This is a genomic window from Vibrio sp. F13, assembly GCF_020806305.2.
Classification (GTDB): Bacteria; Pseudomonadota; Gammaproteobacteria; order Enterobacterales; family Vibrionaceae; genus Vibrio; species Vibrio crassostreae_C.
Map to the genome: position 1 here is coordinate 863,389 of NZ_CP170175.1, position 16,715 is coordinate 880,103.

Sequence of the window (16,715 nt, forward strand, 5' to 3'; positions counted from 1 at the left end):
TTAAATTCTATTAGCTCATACGAAGCAGTGAATCAGACGACTTGTCCATTTCCTCTGCTGTGCTCATCATTTTGACCTGCATTTCAAACTGACGTTGTAAGTCAATTAGGCTGGTCATTTCACCTACGGCATTTACGTTACTGCCTTCGATAGCACCTTTTAGCAACGTTACCGCTGCATCTGCTTCGTATGCCTGATCTGGGTTTTTCGAACGGAATAGACCATTCGTGTCTTTAAACAAACTTTGGTTGTCTGGACGTACAAGCTTAATACGATCAACCACGGCCAATTCTTCAGCTGGAGCGCCTTGAGGAATGACAGAGATCGTACCGTCTGTACCAATTTCTACTTTGCTGATTGGGATTGGCAGCGTGATTGGTGCATCGTTTTCACCAAGCACTAAGTGACCGCTTGCGTTGGTTAGTAAACCGTTTTGGTCAACCCTTAGGTTACCGTTACGTGTTAAACCTTCACGGCCAGTATTGTCCATCACTGAAATCCAACCATCACCTTGAATGGTAACGTCTAGATCTCGGCCAGTAGTAACCACACTACCCTGAGCGAAATTATGACCCGGACGCTCTGTCATGCTGAAAACACGAGTAGGCATGCCTTCGCCATACGCTTGCATTGAACGTGCCTGTGCTAAATCAGCACGGAAACCCGTTGTACTTACGTTGGCAAGGTTGTTTGCACGTAGCTGCAAAGCTTGCATATTTTGCTTAGCGCCACTCATGGCAAGAAACAGTGCGCGATCCATAATTTTGCTCCAAAAATCATCTTCTGGGGCTAATAAAGCAAACACTGTGCCAATATTTTTAACTGTTATTTATCAATAATTTAAATAGAAAACGAACAAGAAGGGTGATCATCAAAGGATCATTGAGGAAGAATTGTTGCCAGTGGCATTACCGGGCGGCAATAGGGGCGGCAAATAAAAAGACAAACAACAATACCCAATTCAATAACATTGAATTGGGTATTCGCAGATGATTCAAACGCTTTAAACGATTAACGAATCTGAAGAATATTCTGTTGTAGCTGGTTGTGTACTTCTAGAGAACGCGAGTTCGCCTGGAAGTTACGTTGAGCAGAAATCAAATCAACCAGTTCTTGAGTCATATCGATGTTCGACTGCTCTAGTGAGCCGTTGTTGATGCTACCAAATGAACCTTTGTTCGATTCACCCCAGATCTTGTCACCAGAGTCGTTGGTAGAATCCCATTGAGTACCGCCTTTCTTATCCAGACCTTGCTCATTTGGTACACGAACCAAGCCTACACGGCCAAGCATCACGTTTTCACCATTTGAGTAAGTACCTAGAACACTGCCGTACTCATCGAAATCGATTTTTGTTAAGAAACCTGTTGTCGCGCCATCTTCATCAAACTTAGTCAATTCAAACGGAGCGGCAAACTGAGTTGACGAATCTAGACCAAACTTAAGCACTTGAGTTGGATCAGCACCGTTCAAGTCAATTGGGTTCGCGCCAGCACCCAGTGGTTCCGAGTTAATCGGCTGACCATTGTTTAGGCTTGCTAACGTACCGTCATTGTTGAACTTCATTGTGTGACCAACATGACCTTGTGCATTCGTCGCATCACCACCAGTAATGTTGACCGGCTTTTCACCGTTCTCATCTGACATGGTGTAGTACGTTTGCCAAGTGTTTGGTTGAGTCTGATCTTTGAGGTAGTAAGTCGTTAACTTGTAAGACTGACCCATAGAATCGTATACCGTCGAAGACGTTGCACGGTTATAAGTATCAGCATCTTTGAAGTTAAATGCAGCCGGGTCTTTAAGATCACCGTTTGCAGGAAGGTTAACCCCTACTTCAATGTTTTCTGTCTGTTTTGGCTTACCAAACTCAGCAGGAATGTCGAGAGGCTTTGGCGCGTAAGAAAGAACTTCACCCGAGTTTGGATCAACATCGTAACCTAAAAGAAACTCATCGTTAGCGGTAACCATGTAGTTGTCTTTGTTTAGGTGAAATGCACCATTACGCGTTAATTCGTTAATCTCTGGCACCATGCGGTCTTTCGATACTGCAAAGAAACCTGTACCACTTACACGTAAGTCCATTGGGTTGTTCGTATAAATACTTGAACCTTCGTGGAACTGTTGCGCCACTTGGCTAGCTTGCGCACCGCCACCTGCCGTCGTTTTTGCGTTAGTGAACAACGAGCTTGAATAAACATCACCGAACTCGGCACGAGACTCTTTAAAGCCAAATGTGTTTGCGTTCGCAATGTTGTTACTGGTTGTATTAAGGTCTAATTGTGCAGCGGATAGGCCGCTTAAAGCTACATATGACATTCCATTATTCTCCTAATCTATCTAGCTAGCATAGTCACTCAATAAAGAGCTACGCTTTACCAACTTCTAGTACTTCAGCAAGTCGTACTGGCGATGTGAAACCAGCCAGATTGAGTAGTACGTTGCCATCGCCCTTACCAAGAAGCACACTGTTCACGTTCGCATAACTGGAAACTTGGAACTCTGTGTTCTCGCCATCCAGCAAACCCGACGCTTTCACGTTGTATTTACCGGCCGGCAATGGGTTACCGTCTTCGTCTTTTCCGTCCCATTCAACACGTGTATCACCAGATGGTTTAGAGCCGATATCAAATGTGCGAACCAATTGGCCAACTTCGTTCTCAACACGGACCATTACATTGTCCATTGCCTGAGGAAGCTTAACCATTGCCGCCATACCGCCATCACCGGGTTTTACACCTGCCGCACCAGGAACCAATACATCACGCCCAACTAAAGAGGAGGCCTGAAGAGCTTGGTTAGAGGTCATTGATGAATTCAAGCTTTCAAACTGTGTATTCATTTTGCCAATGCCATCTACGGTCGCAAATGAAGCCATTTGCGCAATCATCTGGTCATTGCTAACCGGCTTGAAAGGGTCTTGTTGTGCTAGTTGCTTAGTCAACAAAGATAAGAAGTCTTCTTGTTTAAGATCCTGCTTACCTGTTGTTTCGTCGGGCTTTTTAGCGCCATCTTGAAGACTCTTCAGCTGGTCAACATAGGACAAGCCGCTTTGACCAACATTGTTGTTGATTCCAGCCATGTGCTACCTCCTTATCCTTATTGACCCATCTGCAGCGTACGCAGCAGCATTTGTTTACTCGAGTCAGCAACCTGTACGTTTGTTTGGTACGCACGTGATGCCGAAATCATGTTTGCCATTTCTTCCATAACGTTGACATTAGGCTTGTAGATATAGCCTTCGTTGTTCGCTAATGGGTGATCCGGGTTGTACTCCGCGCTTAGCGGCTTATCGCTTTCCACAATACCTAATACTTTCACAGGCACAGTGTGACCACTGTTGCGTGCTTTATTTAACTCAGCGCCGAACACTGCGTGACGAGCCTTGTAAGTTTCTTCAGCAGAACTACTTACACTGTCCGCGTTCGCAAGGTTGCTCGAGGTCGTATTTAGACGAACAGATTCAGCACTCATCGCAGAACCAGTCACATTGAATACATTGAATAAACTCATCTAATTATTCCCCTTTAATCGCTTTAGTTAAATTCTTGAACTTACTTCCTAAGAAGTCGAGAGAGGCTTGATGCCTAATTTGGTTTTGCATGAAAAGGTTTCTTTCCAAATCCAAATCAACCGTGTTGCCATCTCCTGTATCAGGTTGGGTAGGAATGCGATACTTCGTTTCCCCGTTCACCGTTGTTGAGGCAGAAATGTGCCGACCATCTGTACGGCTAAGACCAATGCTTGCCCCAGAACTTGCCGCTTGCAGTGATTTCTTAAAGTCTAATCCCTTTGCTTTATACCCAGGCGTGTTTGCTTGCGCGATATTGGTGGAAAGCACCTCAGCGTTACGCTCACGTACACCAACTGTGTGCTGGTGAATGCCCAAAGCATTGTCAAAAGAAATAGCCATGTAAACCTCAACTCAAGAACTGACTGTTATGAAATAACCAAAGCAATATATATACCAACTTTTAAAACAAAGCGGTCTATCAATACTTTTACAGGTTACTCGTGGGTAAACTTGCAATATACAAGCCAAAAAATAGAGTAAATTGGAATGTCACTCTGACTTAAAGATATAGGTTAAGCAGGAAAAAGAAAACCCAGCACTTGGCTGGGTTTTGAAATTAGACAGTAACGCCGCACCTGATTCTGGTGCCAACCATTACTTTAATTTGTAGATGATGCCTGGATTACAGCGAACCATTTCAAAACGATCCGTTAAGCCTGTTAGTGATTCCGACGCACCTAATAGCAGGTAACCACCTGGGTTGAGGCTATTTGCCATCTGGTTAAGTACCTTTGACTTCATATCAGGCGAGAAGTAAATCAGCACGTTACGACAGAAAATAATGTCGAACTTGCCTAACAATGCATAGCTGTCCATCAGGTTCTGAGGGCGGAAGTTCACCATGCGCTTGACGTTATCTTTCACTTTCATACGGCCATCGCCCGCATCTTCAAAGAAAGTACGACGGCGCTCTGGAGAAAGTCCACGTCCCAATGCAAGGTTGTCGTAAGCGCCAGTGCGGCACATATCCAACATACTTGCTGAGATGTCAGTTGCGGTAATCGATACATTTGGCAGCATACCTGGCTTACGAGCTTGAGTTTCAAGAATCGTCATTGCCATTGAGTATGCTTCTTGGCCTGAAGAGCTTGCCGCAGACCAAATCTTAATAGGACGTTTATTTGCCGCTATTTCCGGTAGAAGCTTATCCGCAAGCACAACAAACGGGTAAGTATCACGGAACCAAAGTGTCTCGTTCGTCGTCATGGCATCGACAGCAGCCACACGCAGCTCACGGTTTCGACCTGTTACTACATCTCTCAACAAATCAGACAAAGAAGCTAACTTAAACTTCGTTACTAATGGGCTTAGACGACTGCGCACTAAATACTGCTTGCTGTCACCTAATACAATGCCACATTGAGATTCTAAGAAACGGCTGAAATCGCGATACTCTTGATCACTTATTGTTATAGCAGTCATTAATGTCTCTTTTAGTTAGTTAACGCAGCTTTTACAGCTGCACCAAGCTCATCTGGGTTGAATTTAGCGATGAAGGAGTTAGCTCCAACACGCTCAACCATGGCTTGGTTAAATACACCACTCAAAGATGAGTGTAAAATTACGTATAAATCTTTAAGTTCGGCGTGACGACGAATCTCAGCAGTCAGCGTGTATCCATCCATTTCTGGCATTTCGATATCAGAAATCACCAATGAAATCTGATCGTAAATACTGCCTTCTGATGACATCTGTATCAGCTTCTCGTAGGCTTCTTTACCATCCTTCACCGAGATAACTTCAAAACCAATCGACTCAATAGCACGTTGAACCTGCTTACGAGCAACGGTCGAGTCATCAGCAATCAAGATGCGGCGAACCAGTTCTTTCTCTTGTTCTACTTTCGCAATATCTTCAGCAATCTTGCTGTCCATTGTTTCATCAACAGGAGAAATTTCTGCAAGGATCTTCTCAACATCAAGAATTTCTACCAATTCATTATCAATGTTGGTTACCGCTGTCAGGTAGTTAGCTCTACCTGCGCCATCTGGCGGCGGAAGAATCGATTCCCAGTGCATGTTAATAATGCGCTCAACTGAACTTACCAAGAAACCTTGAATGGTTCGGTTAAACTCAGAGATAACCACAAAACACTTTTCAATATCCGTTGTAGGACGGCCACCAATCGCTAAGCTCAAGTCGATCACAGAGATCGTTTGGCCACGAATGTGTGCTACACCTTTAACCAGTGGGTTCAAGTTTGGCATCTTTGTCAGCTTAGGGCATTGCAGCACTTCTTTTACTTTAAAGACATTAATGCCGTAACGCTGACGCCCCATTAGGCGAAAGGTTAGTAATTCTAATCGGTTTTGACCGACGAGTTGCGTACGCTGATTCACCGAATCAAGAATACCCGTCATGAGCTCATCTCCATATCAAACTTTTTTGTATAAAAAGTGTTAGTCTACTGCAGGCTACGAACCACCAGAGAAACGGAATGACGTATTATAAAACAAATTTGCCACCTCTTTCCATAGCAATGTGTAGAGCTACTTTTAAAACTGTCGCTAAGTTTATCGGCATTTTATCAATATTGTTTAGTTTTTTTGTACAAGCTGCGACCCCAGAACAAATTGAGATGATTCAGTCTGCAGCGGAGCAACATATCCTTGATACAGTTGAGCAGCCACAAGGTGGCGAACTCTTTGTTAATTCAGCAAATGTTGACTCAAGAATCAAAGCGACAGACTGCCCAGTGCCTTTAGAGACCAGCGCTTCAACGACCACCAATACCCGCAGCAGTATTACGGTTTTAGTTCAATGTGTTCCTGATGAGTGGCGAGTTTATGTACCGGTGCGCCTTTCGATGTCGGTGCCTCTTGTCACCACCACTCGCTCACTCGCGAGAGGCGAAATCGTCGGTCAATACGATGTCACCACCGCTATGATTTCTCTTAACAAGTTTCGTCGCCAAGGTTTCACAGCTCCACATCAGGTCATCGGCGCTAAGGTAAAAAAGAACCTAAGACCGGGCGATGTTGTAGAAAGAGGTGATATCTGTGTCGTGTGCCGAAACGAGAAGGTTATCATACAGGCAGTAAAAGGTGGCATGACCATTACCACCAAAGGAACTGCGCTTACCGATGGCTCTATGGGTGATCAAGTAAGAGTGAAAAATGATAAATCACAGCGTATAATTGAAGGGATTGTTACCAGCATGTCTGAAGTCACGGTTTACTTTTAACTCTTTACTTCTAAATTGACGGTATCGTTAGCGATTTCACCCTCAACTCTAACGCCAAATATAACGGCTGCGGTGTTTTGTCCCTTTTCGACTATTGAGCTAAAAATTGCTAAAGTATTCGAACCCTTGGTCGATATTGACTGTACAGGTTCCCATTTTTGAAGAAAAAGGCTTAACTATGGCAGGCATTGATAATATTCGTTCAGGGCAAACCCTAACGACCACTAACCGATCAGCAGTACGCTCTGATTCTAGTTCTGAGGCATCACGCTCTGATGTATCAACTAAATCACCAGCAAGCAAAGATGCGGTTTCACTGAGCCAACAAGGCAAAGCGATTGGTCAGCTCCACCAAGATATGGCAGCACAGCCAAGCTTTGATTCTGTGAAAGTAGCAGCGATCAAAGAAGCAATTGCGAATGGTTCATACACTGTCGATCCAGAGAAACTGGCTGACAACATGATCAAGTTCGAAGATGAATTAAAAGGCCTTTAAGAAAACACTAACTTTTCATTGAAGTTATTGTCTTAAAGTACACGAGGTTATGAATAGGTTTACGTTATGGCGGCACTAGCAGATTTAGTTAATTTTCAACTTCAAAATGCCAAAGCCTTATCTGAATTACTAAGTTCAGAGAAAACCGCTATTACGAGCCGACAATCAAACGATATTGAGCGAATCGCCAAAGAAAAAGTGGTCCTAGTTGAACAACTAAGATCAACCGATCAGCGAATCGCAGCCCATACCAATATCTCAGAACTGACCGAGAACCCTGAACTTGCTCAGTTAGTCACTAAGATCCAGTCCATAGTGCACGATTGCCAGCAAGCGAACCTTGTGAATGGCGAAGCCTTAAATCGAGCGCACCTTAGCTTCAAAAAACTCAGCAATATGATGCAGCAAAGTCACGGAAAAATTGGCATGACCTACAATGCCGGTGGTCAAACGCATACTATCTCTACGCTGGGAACCAACGTAAAAGCCTAGTTAAGTTAACTCTTCCTCTTCAGTAATACCCCTTGTTAACCGTTTATCTGTATCTCAGACTATTCCTGTCGTTATCTTTTATTAAAACACCTAATCAGCCTTTGAACGCCCTGACAAAATCGATAAACAAAAAAGCGGCAAGTATTTTCATACTTGCCGCTTTTACATTCATATTAGTTATTGGTTGCCGATACGCCATCTGGAAAACGAAAGCAGCCAATATAACTGGATAGTCCTATCGCTAGACGCCCCTTGGGCTAGAACAGCGTTTGTTGTCTCTTTTCAGGTACAGGTTGAACTTCACCGTAATTACGTAACTGTTCCATCTTACGGATATCAAGCTGAAGCTCAGTAACATAGCTATCGCCCACAGGGTAGCTGCGTACAACTTCTGCACCGCGGATTACGCCATCAACCGCACCAGAAGTACGTTCCGTACCAAGGCGTTGATCTTCAAGCTCTGCCCGACCACTCACTCGCATACCGTAAACTTGTTCTGCAAGTTCACGATAGGCGTCGATCTTAGAAGCTCTCATCGCACGGATACGTCTTTCTTCATCGTTACGTCCTTTCTGCTCACTGATACTCGCGTAGCCAACGGCAACTAAGTAGTCGTCTGGCCTCATGTTTTGCAGTGGCTGACAGCCAACAAGCAGTAAAGCGGCAACAACAAATATTAACTTCTTCATCTCGAACTCCTAAGGGCGAAGAATAACAGTATAAGGCTGGCTGATCGTTGGGTCAGAACGAATGATAACGCCATCTTGAGTTCGAATACTGTTTAGAGTATCTAGGTCACGACCAATACGGTCTGCAGGCAAGAAGCCTTGTGCCGTCGCCACGACAATGCGAGTTTGCATGCCAACAACACGAGCATTGACTAACACACCACCTTCTTGGCGAAGCATAGTGCCTGTCAGTACGTACTGTACGTCTTGTTCTTGAGCTAAGTCTTTCCAATCGCGGCTTAACGCAAAGTCACCTTGATGAGTCACTTGAATAGAACCTGTTGTTTTGAAATCAACAACCTTGAAGCCACGACGCTGAAACTGATGAATGAAACCTTCTGATACCGAGTTTCCTAGCCAGTTCGTTGTGTCCATGTGTTGCAGGTCAACAAACGACGTAATCGCTATCGGAGTTCTTGCTGAGATACTCGTATTCGAAATGATCAGATCTTCGGTCATACTTTCCACGAAGAAATCCATGGTATGACGAGGGCTATCCATCAACATAAACTGACTGCCTGAATATTCAGACTTGCCGTTATAGATTGGCGAATAAGCGCATGAGGTCAACAACATGACACTCATTACTACGAGCCATTTTTTCATTCTCTTATCTCCAGATAGGTTTAGTGCTCCCTGTTCCAATATGTTCTCACCATTATTCTTTTCAATGGATTACAATGTTGGAACAGTCTTTGCTTTTCATTAATGGTTCAGATTAAGAAAAACGCACTTAAGTCAGCTTCAAGCTTATAGTTATTTGTTAAGCAATATTTATACCCAACTGGTAACGAATAGATGAAAAAAATAATTTCTTACTTATTTTCAATAAGTTCACTGATAACCATAAGCTTCAGTGCTCATGCCTCTTGGTATGAAGTTACCGGTACCGCAGCCATCGTATCCTCAGAGGAAACGGCAAGGGTTCATGCTCTGGAAGACGCGGTATATAAAGCGATCCAGTTCTCAGGTGCTGATATTGGTAGTATCTCCAACCTCACGCCGTACCTCGACGCAAACAAGAAAGAGTTTCAATTTACCAATCATGAAGTGCGCTACATCTTGGTAGAGAAAGAGAAAAAACGCAGTGGCAATATAATGATCACCGCAAGGATCGATATCTATCCTTCGGCAAATGCTTGCCATGAGAGCCAATACAAGAAGACATTTTTAGTCGGCAACATTGATGTGACCTCCCCTCAGCAAGCTGTAATGGGCAGAATCTATAACATTGGTGATGATTTTGGTCATGTCGTAGATCGACAGCTGGCGCAAGAGTCTCGCAGCTTTGTTTCCGTTGGCACGACCAATTACGACATCGACAAACGTCGACCTGAAGTGATCAAGATGATCGCCCAAGACACTGGCGCACAATACATCATTGGTGGCGACATTACCGATTTAACCGCGACCATCGAGTCCAAACTGTTGAAAGACGACATCATCAATCGCCAGTTTGCGTTAGAGATGCAAGTCTTCGATGGTAAAACAGGACATCAGGTTTACAACCGTAGCTATCGTGAAGTGGCAAAGTGGCCATTTGCTAAGACCAGTGAAGTCGACACCCGCAGTGCCCGTTTCTGGGCATCAACCTACGGCAGCATGATGCTGCGTGTTAGCCGTAATATTATGTTGGACTTAGAATCGGAAGTGTCATGTAAGATCACCCTTCCAGAGGTTGCAGCGGTATTTGGTAACACTGTGACCATTGATTTAGGTCGAATGCATGGCGTACAACAAGGTGACAAGTTGCAACTGTGGCACACAGGTTCGTTTATCGACCAACGCGGTTTGCCACGCAACAAGGTTTCTCAAAGCGACATCACCCTAACGGTTTCTCGCGTTTACGAAAACGAAGCGGAACTCACGATTGATCAGCCAAGCCTTGCGGGAAGCATTCAAATTGGTGATGTGATGCAGAAAATCATGTAGTTAGCGACACTCTCGTCTCAGAGTTTCTAATAAAGCCTTAGCAAAGATGCTAAGGCTTTATTTTTTTCATGGGTATTAGTTTCGGTTTTGCAGTATTTGGCGTAATCTTATTAATAACATAATCATCACTTAGCAAACTATGAGTCAGAATAATCTAATTGGTGCTACCGGTTACCGCTTTATCTCGAAAGGTAAAACCGCTTTTAAGATCCACATCCATACTCCCGAAGATACGGTGCTGCATCGGTCGGTCGGTTTTGTTCGTATGGGTGAAGACAAAGCACTGAAGAAAACCATTAAATTAAGAGATGAACTGGGCAGACAGCTATGGGGCAAATTTTGGCCCAAAGTCCTCAAAGAGCCCTACCTGATGACGCGCCTGCCTCATAGTCTAGAACCCAAAATTGTATTCAAGCCAAATCCAACTCAGAGTGATCCTGAGCACCGCGACGAGTGCTACATCGCTAAGTGGCGCGTCTTCTCTGAGAATGGTGACTACAAGTACAAAACCAAGGTATGTTCAATCAGAAAGCACGGCCGACTTGCAGCTTATAGCCAAACCAAACGTGCGCTGCTTGATGCTCACAAAGACGTAATTGATCTACTTATATTTATGGGACGATTGAACAGCATCGACTTAAAATAGGCTTAAATCCGATTAAGCTGACCGCCCATATTTTTCAGATACAAAAACAGCCGCACATTGCGGCTGTTTTTAATTTATGACGATCCATCGTGGCAATTTAGAGTATTGCTACATACAAAATCGATTACCTAGTTTCGGCATATCTCAGCCAGTGTCGCCAATCGGCGCTTAGACTCTTTCACATAAGGGTTGGCTTGATCCCATGCGTAACCCGCCAGAATTGAGCACACCATCTGCTTAATCTTTGGATTTGGATCTTGATAGAAAATCACATCCTGCAAAGTACCTGAGTACCACCCCTCAACATACGTTCTAAAGGTGTTTACACCAACCATCAAAGGAGCGGCATAATCGCGTTCCCAATCTACCTTCTCACCGTTAAGTTGCTTTTCGACACACTCAACCGCAAACTGTGCCGACTTCATCGCAATCGTCACGCCTGACGAGAACACCGGGTCAAGGAACTCGCCGGCATTGCCAAGCAACGCGTACTTATCCGTCGCCAAATGTTTTACATTGGCAGAATAGCCACCAATTTCACCCGCAGGGTTTGGATACTCGGCGCTTGCCAGTATCTCAGCCAAGCCCGGCTCTTCCGCTGCCAGCTGTTTAATTGCAGCAATCTTGTCTTCTGGATAGGACTCAAAGAACTTAGGCTCTCCTACGACACCAAACGAAGAGACACCGTTACTAAACGGGATCAACCAATACCAAACATCAGGGTTGATTGGATGCACAGAGATAAGAATTTTATTTCGGTCATATTCAAGATCGGTATCCACCTCTGCAATATGATCGTTAATGTGCGTAAAAATAGCTTTGCGTGGAGGGAGCGATGACGGCTCTGCCAAGTTAAGCATTTTTGGTAGCACTCGACCAAAACCACTGCCATCCAGAACGTATTGCGCTTCTATCTGATAACGCTCTCCACCCAGCACTTGTACATCTAAAATGGTGCTGTCGTCGGTGAAATTAATGCCCATTAACTCATGTTGGTAATCAATGCAGACACCCTGCGCCTCAGCCGTATCTGCCAAAACCTTATCAAAGGCACCTCGCTGAACCTGAAACGTAGTTCCAGGGCCAGAAGAGAACTTGTCTTCAAAATTAAACGCCGTATAAACACCATTTTTGCGAAAGGCAGCGCCATCTTTGTATTGGAAGTTAGCGTTGATCACTGCGTCAGTCATCCCAGCCTGTTCAATCATTTCCATACAAGCTGGTAATAGGCTTTCACCAATAGAAAAGCGAGGGAATACGCTCTTTTCAATCACTCGAACATCGATGCCTTTTTTATGAAGTAAAGACGCAGCAATAGACCCTGATGGCCCAGCTCCGATGATCACCACTTGAGTTGATAGTTTTTTCATTATTTAAGCCATGTTTGTTATTTTTATTGCGCGCCAGCTTTCAATTCTAGAAGCGTGTGACCAAGACCGATATCGTCGGTACGCGTTACCACTTCAAAGCCCGCTTCTTCAACAATCTCTAAGAAATCTTCACTGCGGTAAAAACGACTGTTGCCATTGGCCAAGCAGGTAAAGTAGAGAGACGTCGCGTTTAAGCTATAAGAAGCCGCATCGTATTTCTGTGAATCCCAAAACAGTTCAAGGATATAGACAGTCGCATCTTCTGACATATGAGAGCGAACGCGCTTTAATATGCTCAGAATCTCCATTGGCGAGAAACAATCAAGGAACTGACTCATCCACCAAACATCCGCGCCCGTTGGCAGAGTTTGCTGTTTATCGAGCATATTCGCTGGGAATGGCGTGACTCGCTCTTGATGACCATGCTTTGCCGCGTTTGCCATTGCCATTTCTAGCTGCTGTGGCAAATCAACAATCGTCACCTCAACGTCCGCATCATGGTTGCAGCATTGCATCGCCCACTTACCCGTGTTGCCGCCGATATCCACCAGCGACTTAGGTTTCTTGCTGAAGACTTTTTCAAGTAACACAGGGAACGAGCGATCCGAATAGAAGTGATCAAACTTGAACCAACTCTCTTTTGCTTTTTCTGGCAATTGAGACAAGCCTTGGTAAATGGTTTCCCAATCACCCAACTCTTTCAAGCCTGCAGGTGTGCCTTCTTCAATCGCTTCTGTTAGATGCATCATCGCGGCATAACAAACATCGGCTGTGAAATCCATGTTTGCGTTAGTCATACCATCATGCAGAAGGTAGAAACCAAGGTTAGCCATTTTGTAGTTAGGCTTTTCCCAAGTCACAATATGAGCACTTAACGCCATATCGAGCAGGACTTTCACGCCGTACTCAGAGACACCGGTCGATTCAGAGATAGACTCTGCTGGTAAACCCTCGTTGCCCGCGTCATCTAACGCTTTCAAAATGCCTAAATCACGAAGTGTACGAGCAGTATGAAAAACAATCGGAGCGAAAGACAATTTCTGCGCTTCTGTTTTTGCTTCTAATGCGTTGAATGGATCTAATTTATATTCCGACACGAAAAACCTAACTTTAAATAATAGAGAGTTACTCAGCTGCCATTTGCGCAAGCTTACGTTTAATATCAACGTTTAAGTTATTAACCCAACGGTTGTAATTACGGTGTATTTCACCATCGTCGTACTTCAAATTCTCTGATTCAACGTAAAGAATAGAGTAAAACTTATCACTATAAGGAATTTCAACCACAGCGTGGTGCGAACGAACATACAATTCAGCGCGGATCAAACCAGGCTTTATTTCTGAAACCAACCAGCCTCGATTTTCAGCAGATTCAGAAATAGCTGATTTAACCTGTTTACTTTGAAGATTCAGTGCAACTGGAGTATCCTCAACATTCATTACAGGTTGGACGCGTCCACATCCTGCAAGAACGAATATGAATAACATTGAAACTGCTATTTTTAGTAATTTCATTTAAATTCCTTATCTGTGTTTATTTATAAGCGCGCATAGTATTTAGTTAGACTCAAAGCAAATCAATACTCTATGTCAAATCAATCCCAATTAATGTCGTTTAATATTGAGAAATGGTCTGCAAATTCGGCTGGTCTCAATTCTGTTGCCCAATGGCAAGCGTGGAGCACTAATTTAGATTGGCCACAAGATGGCTCAACTGAATTTAAAGCGATCCCACCGATGATGCGCCGCCGAATGAGCCTACAAAGTAAATTGGCCGTTCAAACTGCATTGACACTCTTAAAAGACAACTCGATTGATTATCTGGTTTTTGCCAGTCGACATGGTGAACTGCACCGAACCGCAACCTTGATCCAGTCGATATTGGAAGGTGATGATGCCTCGCCAATGGCGTTTTCACAGTCGGTGCATAATACAGCTGCAGGGTTAACTACCATCGCAGCGAAAGCACCAATCCCTCTGACCTCTATTGCGGCCGGCCAAGATACTTTCCACAACGCTCTGATCGAAGCTTATCTTTACCTACATCAGTACCCGTCACATCGTGTACTCGTCATTGACTTCGACCAGCCTTTGCCTGAGCTTTACCAAGAATACGAAACACAAGACTATACGGATTATGCTCTGGGCTTAGTGCTCAGCGTTGGCAGTGAATATTCTATTACTAGAACAGTAGAAGCCAACCAAGCACCTTCCGTGTTACCACAAGGGCTACAAACGCTCCAACATATCTTATTGGGCGCAAATAAGTGGGCTATTGCTGGCAAGCACCAAACTTGGTCTTGGGTAAATAACACCGAGACAGGTCCACAATCATGAGCAAAATCGACCAATATTGGCGAGTATTCGCGACAGGGCTGTGCTTTACCATCTTTGGTCTAGGTGGCTTAGTATTAAGCTTCTTAATCTTACCCACTATCGCGCTAACGACTTCCAACACCATTAAAAGAGAGCTTAAAGCACAGCGATTGATTCGTTTCTCATTCAACGCCTTTTGCCAAATCATGAAGTTCACCGGAGCAATCGATTACCGAATTGATGGTGCAGAACTACTGCGTAACGACCGTAACTGCATTATCGTCGCCAACCACCCAAGTTTGATTGACTATGTGCTGATCGCCTCTCAACTTCCTCAATGTGATTGCCTCGTCAAAGCGGCCATTTGGGAAAACCCTTTTATGAAAAGGATTGTCAAAGCGGCAGGTTATATACCGAACCAAGCCCCTGACGATCTTTTAGAGCGCTGTGAAGAACGCTTCTCACGTGGCAATGTCATGCTGATTTTTCCCGAAGGAACTCGCACAACGCCAGGAATTGAACCATCCTTACAGCGTGGGGCGGCACAAATCGCGACTCGAACACAAACCGATTTACGCGTGATTCATATTACGGTTTCTCCGACATTCTTAACGAAAGAGAAAAAATGGTATCAAGTTCCTGCGTCGAAGCCCTTTTTTCATGTCGCGGTGAAAGGTAAAATAGAAGTCGAACCATTTATTGAAGGCTCAAATAATTTAACTTCGGCAGCAAGGCGCCTTAATCATCATCTTGCACAAACAATTTTCCCTTCCGAAGAAAACATTTAGCGTATCAATAACATAACAGGCGATATCGGCATTTCGAAAATACCTCATATAATGTAGAATCGCCCCCTTAAAGCAGCATTCAGATAAAGCATTAAGTAGGCCAAAGTGGAAACATTACACAACGAACTGAAACAACTGATCATCGACGCATTGAACCTTGAAGACATGAGCATTGATGAGATTGAAACGGAAGCTCCACTATTTGGTGATGGACTTGGACTAGACTCTATCGATGCCCTTGAGCTTGGCCTTGCTATCAAGAAAAAGTACAACATTGTTATCGATGCAGATGATTCAAACACTCGACAGCACTTTGCGTCAGTTGAAAATCTAGCGAACTACATCTCTTCTCAAACGAATAACTAGACAGATCTTTATGACACAAGCTAACCAACAAGAAGTATACAACCAGGTTAAAGATGCGCTTATTGAGCTGTTCGAGCTTGACGCTGAAGATATCACCCCTGAAGCTCATCTCTATCTTGATCTAGACCTAGACAGCATTGATGCCGTTGATTTGGTCGTTCACCTACAGAACGTCACAGGTAAGAAGATAAAACCTGAAGAGTTCAAAGCAGTGCGCACCGTTAATGACGTTGTCGAATCTGTGGTTGAACTATTGAAGGACGCCTAATGCGTCCTCTGCTGACTTTACTGTCGGCAATTATACTTTTCACTTATCCAATAGCGGTTTACTTTGGACTCAACAAGTTTGGCTTACAAACCGTTGGTATTGCCTTAGCCGCTATCTTTGCTGTACGCATTTTCACCGGCGGTCAGGCTAAAATCAAAGAGCTAAAACACCTAGCTTGGATCAGTGGAAGTGCCGGTATTGTTCTGCTGGCTTTAGGCTTAGCCTTTAAGCAACACGGCTGGCTAACCTATTATCCCGTTATCGTTAATGTTTGTATGCTGGTTGTATTCGCTTCGAGCCTATGGCAACCACAAACGATTATCGAACGTCTTGCTCGCCTTCAAGAGCCTGAACTTCCGCAAAGTGGCGTTGATTACACACGAAAAGTCACCAAAGTGTGGTGCTTGTTCTTTGTTATCAATGGCTCTATTGCCCTTTACACCTGCTTCCAACCGCTAGAAGTATGGACCCTATACAATGGCTTACTCAGCTATCTGTTTGCAGGGTTACTCTTTGCAGGAGAGTGGGTAGTAAGACAGCGCATTCGTCAGAGTTAAA

General features: G+C 44.2%; 22 protein-coding genes. 10 read left to right on the plus strand and 12 right to left on the minus strand.

The features are described 5' to 3' along the window. Positions 1-10: 10 nt before the first annotated feature. The 7 genes from flgF to LMH68_RS03915 all read right to left on the minus strand — a co-directional run bounded on the left by flgF (position 11) and on the right by LMH68_RS03915 (position 5,931). A complete protein-coding gene (gene flgF / locus LMH68_RS03885; RefSeq protein WP_017056855.1) occupies positions 11-760 on the minus strand; it encodes a flagellar basal-body rod protein FlgF in 750 nt (249 codons plus the stop codon). A gap of 251 nt (positions 761-1,011) precedes the next feature. Beyond that, positions 1,012-2,316, minus strand: coding sequence for a flagellar hook protein FlgE (flgE, locus tag LMH68_RS03890; RefSeq protein WP_017062260.1), 1,305 nt, complete (start codon positions 2,314-2,316; stop codon positions 1,012-1,014). Positions 2,317-2,365: 49 nt separating this feature from the next. Then, positions 2,366-3,079 carry a flagellar hook assembly protein FlgD gene (flgD, locus tag LMH68_RS03895; RefSeq protein WP_010439286.1) on the minus strand — a complete coding sequence of 238 codons (714 nt, stop codon included), beginning with the start codon at positions 3,077-3,079 and terminating at the stop codon, positions 2,366-2,368. A 17-nt stretch (positions 3,080-3,096) separates the two neighbouring features. Then, positions 3,097-3,510 (minus strand): flagellar basal body rod protein FlgC, encoded by a 414-nt coding sequence (gene flgC / locus LMH68_RS03900; protein WP_004736176.1) that lies wholly within the window; start codon positions 3,508-3,510, stop codon positions 3,097-3,099. Between the two features lie 4 nt (positions 3,511-3,514). Further along, the gene (gene flgB / locus LMH68_RS03905; RefSeq protein WP_004736175.1) at positions 3,515-3,910 is read right to left on the minus strand and encodes a flagellar basal body rod protein FlgB; all 396 of its coding nucleotides are present in this window, start codon (positions 3,908-3,910) and stop codon (positions 3,515-3,517) included. 255 nt (positions 3,911-4,165) lie between these two features. Continuing rightward, positions 4,166-4,993, minus strand: coding sequence for a protein-glutamate O-methyltransferase (locus LMH68_RS03910; RefSeq protein ID WP_229647685.1), 828 nt, complete (start codon positions 4,991-4,993; stop codon positions 4,166-4,168). Between the two features lie 11 nt (positions 4,994-5,004). Then, complete coding sequence (locus LMH68_RS03915) at positions 5,005-5,931, minus strand: chemotaxis protein CheV (RefSeq protein WP_017066180.1); 927 nt, start codon at positions 5,929-5,931, stop codon at positions 5,005-5,007. A 77-nt stretch (positions 5,932-6,008) separates the two neighbouring features. On the opposite strand from LMH68_RS03915, the gene flgA reads away from it, so the two are divergent. The 3 genes from flgA to LMH68_RS03930 all read left to right on the plus strand — a co-directional run bounded on the left by flgA (position 6,009) and on the right by LMH68_RS03930 (position 7,743). After that, positions 6,009-6,755 (plus strand): flagellar basal body P-ring formation chaperone FlgA, encoded by a 747-nt coding sequence (flgA, locus tag LMH68_RS03920; protein ID WP_017064135.1) that lies wholly within the window; start codon positions 6,009-6,011, stop codon positions 6,753-6,755. A gap of 178 nt (positions 6,756-6,933) precedes the next feature. Continuing rightward, entirely contained in the window at positions 6,934-7,251 is a 318-nt protein-coding gene (flgM, locus tag LMH68_RS03925) for a flagellar biosynthesis anti-sigma factor FlgM (protein WP_017062263.1), read from the plus strand. A 66-nt stretch (positions 7,252-7,317) separates the two neighbouring features. Beyond that, the gene (locus LMH68_RS03930; protein ID WP_017064136.1) at positions 7,318-7,743 is read left to right on the plus strand and encodes a flagella synthesis protein FlgN; all 426 of its coding nucleotides are present in this window, start codon (positions 7,318-7,320) and stop codon (positions 7,741-7,743) included. 257 nt (positions 7,744-8,000) lie between these two features. On the opposite strand, the gene flgP is transcribed toward LMH68_RS03930, so the two are convergent. Continuing rightward, entirely contained in the window at positions 8,001-8,432 is a 432-nt protein-coding gene (gene flgP / locus LMH68_RS03935; RefSeq protein WP_017062265.1) for a flagellar assembly lipoprotein FlgP, read from the minus strand. Positions 8,433-8,441: 9 nt separating this feature from the next. After that, positions 8,442-9,077: a FlgO family outer membrane protein gene (locus LMH68_RS03940; RefSeq protein ID WP_017064137.1), complete on the minus strand. Its 636-nt coding sequence runs from the start codon at positions 9,075-9,077 to the stop codon at positions 8,442-8,444. Between the two features lie 192 nt (positions 9,078-9,269). On the opposite strand from LMH68_RS03940, the gene LMH68_RS03945 reads away from it, so the two are divergent. Then, on the plus strand, positions 9,270-10,403 hold the full coding sequence (locus tag LMH68_RS03945) for a flagellar assembly protein FlgT (protein WP_017064138.1): 1,134 nt from the start codon (positions 9,270-9,272) through the stop codon (positions 10,401-10,403). 139 nt (positions 10,404-10,542) lie between these two features. Next, positions 10,543-11,049, plus strand: coding sequence for a hypothetical protein (locus LMH68_RS03950; RefSeq protein ID WP_017062268.1), 507 nt, complete (start codon positions 10,543-10,545; stop codon positions 11,047-11,049). A gap of 128 nt (positions 11,050-11,177) precedes the next feature. Here LMH68_RS03950 and LMH68_RS03955 read toward each other — a convergent pair whose 3' ends face one another. The 3 genes from LMH68_RS03955 to LMH68_RS03965 are packed head-to-tail and all read right to left on the minus strand — an operon-like array spanning position 11,178 to position 13,934. After that, positions 11,178-12,419, minus strand: coding sequence for an NAD(P)/FAD-dependent oxidoreductase (locus LMH68_RS03955; RefSeq protein ID WP_229647684.1), 1,242 nt, complete (start codon positions 12,417-12,419; stop codon positions 11,178-11,180). Between the two features lie 23 nt (positions 12,420-12,442). Beyond that, the gene (locus LMH68_RS03960) at positions 12,443-13,516 is read right to left on the minus strand and encodes a methyltransferase (RefSeq protein WP_017062270.1); all 1,074 of its coding nucleotides are present in this window, start codon (positions 13,514-13,516) and stop codon (positions 12,443-12,445) included. 28 nt (positions 13,517-13,544) lie between these two features. Beyond that, on the minus strand, positions 13,545-13,934 hold the full coding sequence (locus tag LMH68_RS03965; protein ID WP_017062271.1) for a hypothetical protein: 390 nt from the start codon (positions 13,932-13,934) through the stop codon (positions 13,545-13,547). Between the two features lie 72 nt (positions 13,935-14,006). Here LMH68_RS03965 and LMH68_RS03970 point away from each other — a divergent pair, with 72 nt between their 5' ends. From LMH68_RS03970 to LMH68_RS03990, 5 genes are all read left to right on the plus strand, one after another. Continuing rightward, positions 14,007-14,756, plus strand: a complete 750-nt coding sequence (locus LMH68_RS03970; protein WP_170962821.1) for a beta-ketoacyl synthase chain length factor — start codon at positions 14,007-14,009, stop codon at positions 14,754-14,756. Then, positions 14,753-15,523: a lysophospholipid acyltransferase family protein gene (locus tag LMH68_RS03975; RefSeq protein ID WP_017064140.1), complete on the plus strand. Its 771-nt coding sequence runs from the start codon at positions 14,753-14,755 to the stop codon at positions 15,521-15,523. The genes LMH68_RS03970 and LMH68_RS03975 overlap by 4 nt, the downstream gene beginning before the upstream one ends. A 105-nt stretch (positions 15,524-15,628) precedes the next feature. Then, positions 15,629-15,889, plus strand: coding sequence for a phosphopantetheine-binding protein (locus LMH68_RS03980; RefSeq protein WP_004736154.1), 261 nt, complete (start codon positions 15,629-15,631; stop codon positions 15,887-15,889). Between the two features lie 10 nt (positions 15,890-15,899). Continuing rightward, on the plus strand, positions 15,900-16,157 hold the full coding sequence (locus LMH68_RS03985; protein ID WP_004739745.1) for an acyl carrier protein: 258 nt from the start codon (positions 15,900-15,902) through the stop codon (positions 16,155-16,157). Next, entirely contained in the window at positions 16,157-16,714 is a 558-nt protein-coding gene (locus LMH68_RS03990; protein WP_017062274.1) for a septation protein IspZ, read from the plus strand. The genes LMH68_RS03985 and LMH68_RS03990 overlap by 1 nt, the downstream gene beginning before the upstream one ends. The last annotated feature ends 1 nt before the right edge of the window (position 16,715 follow it).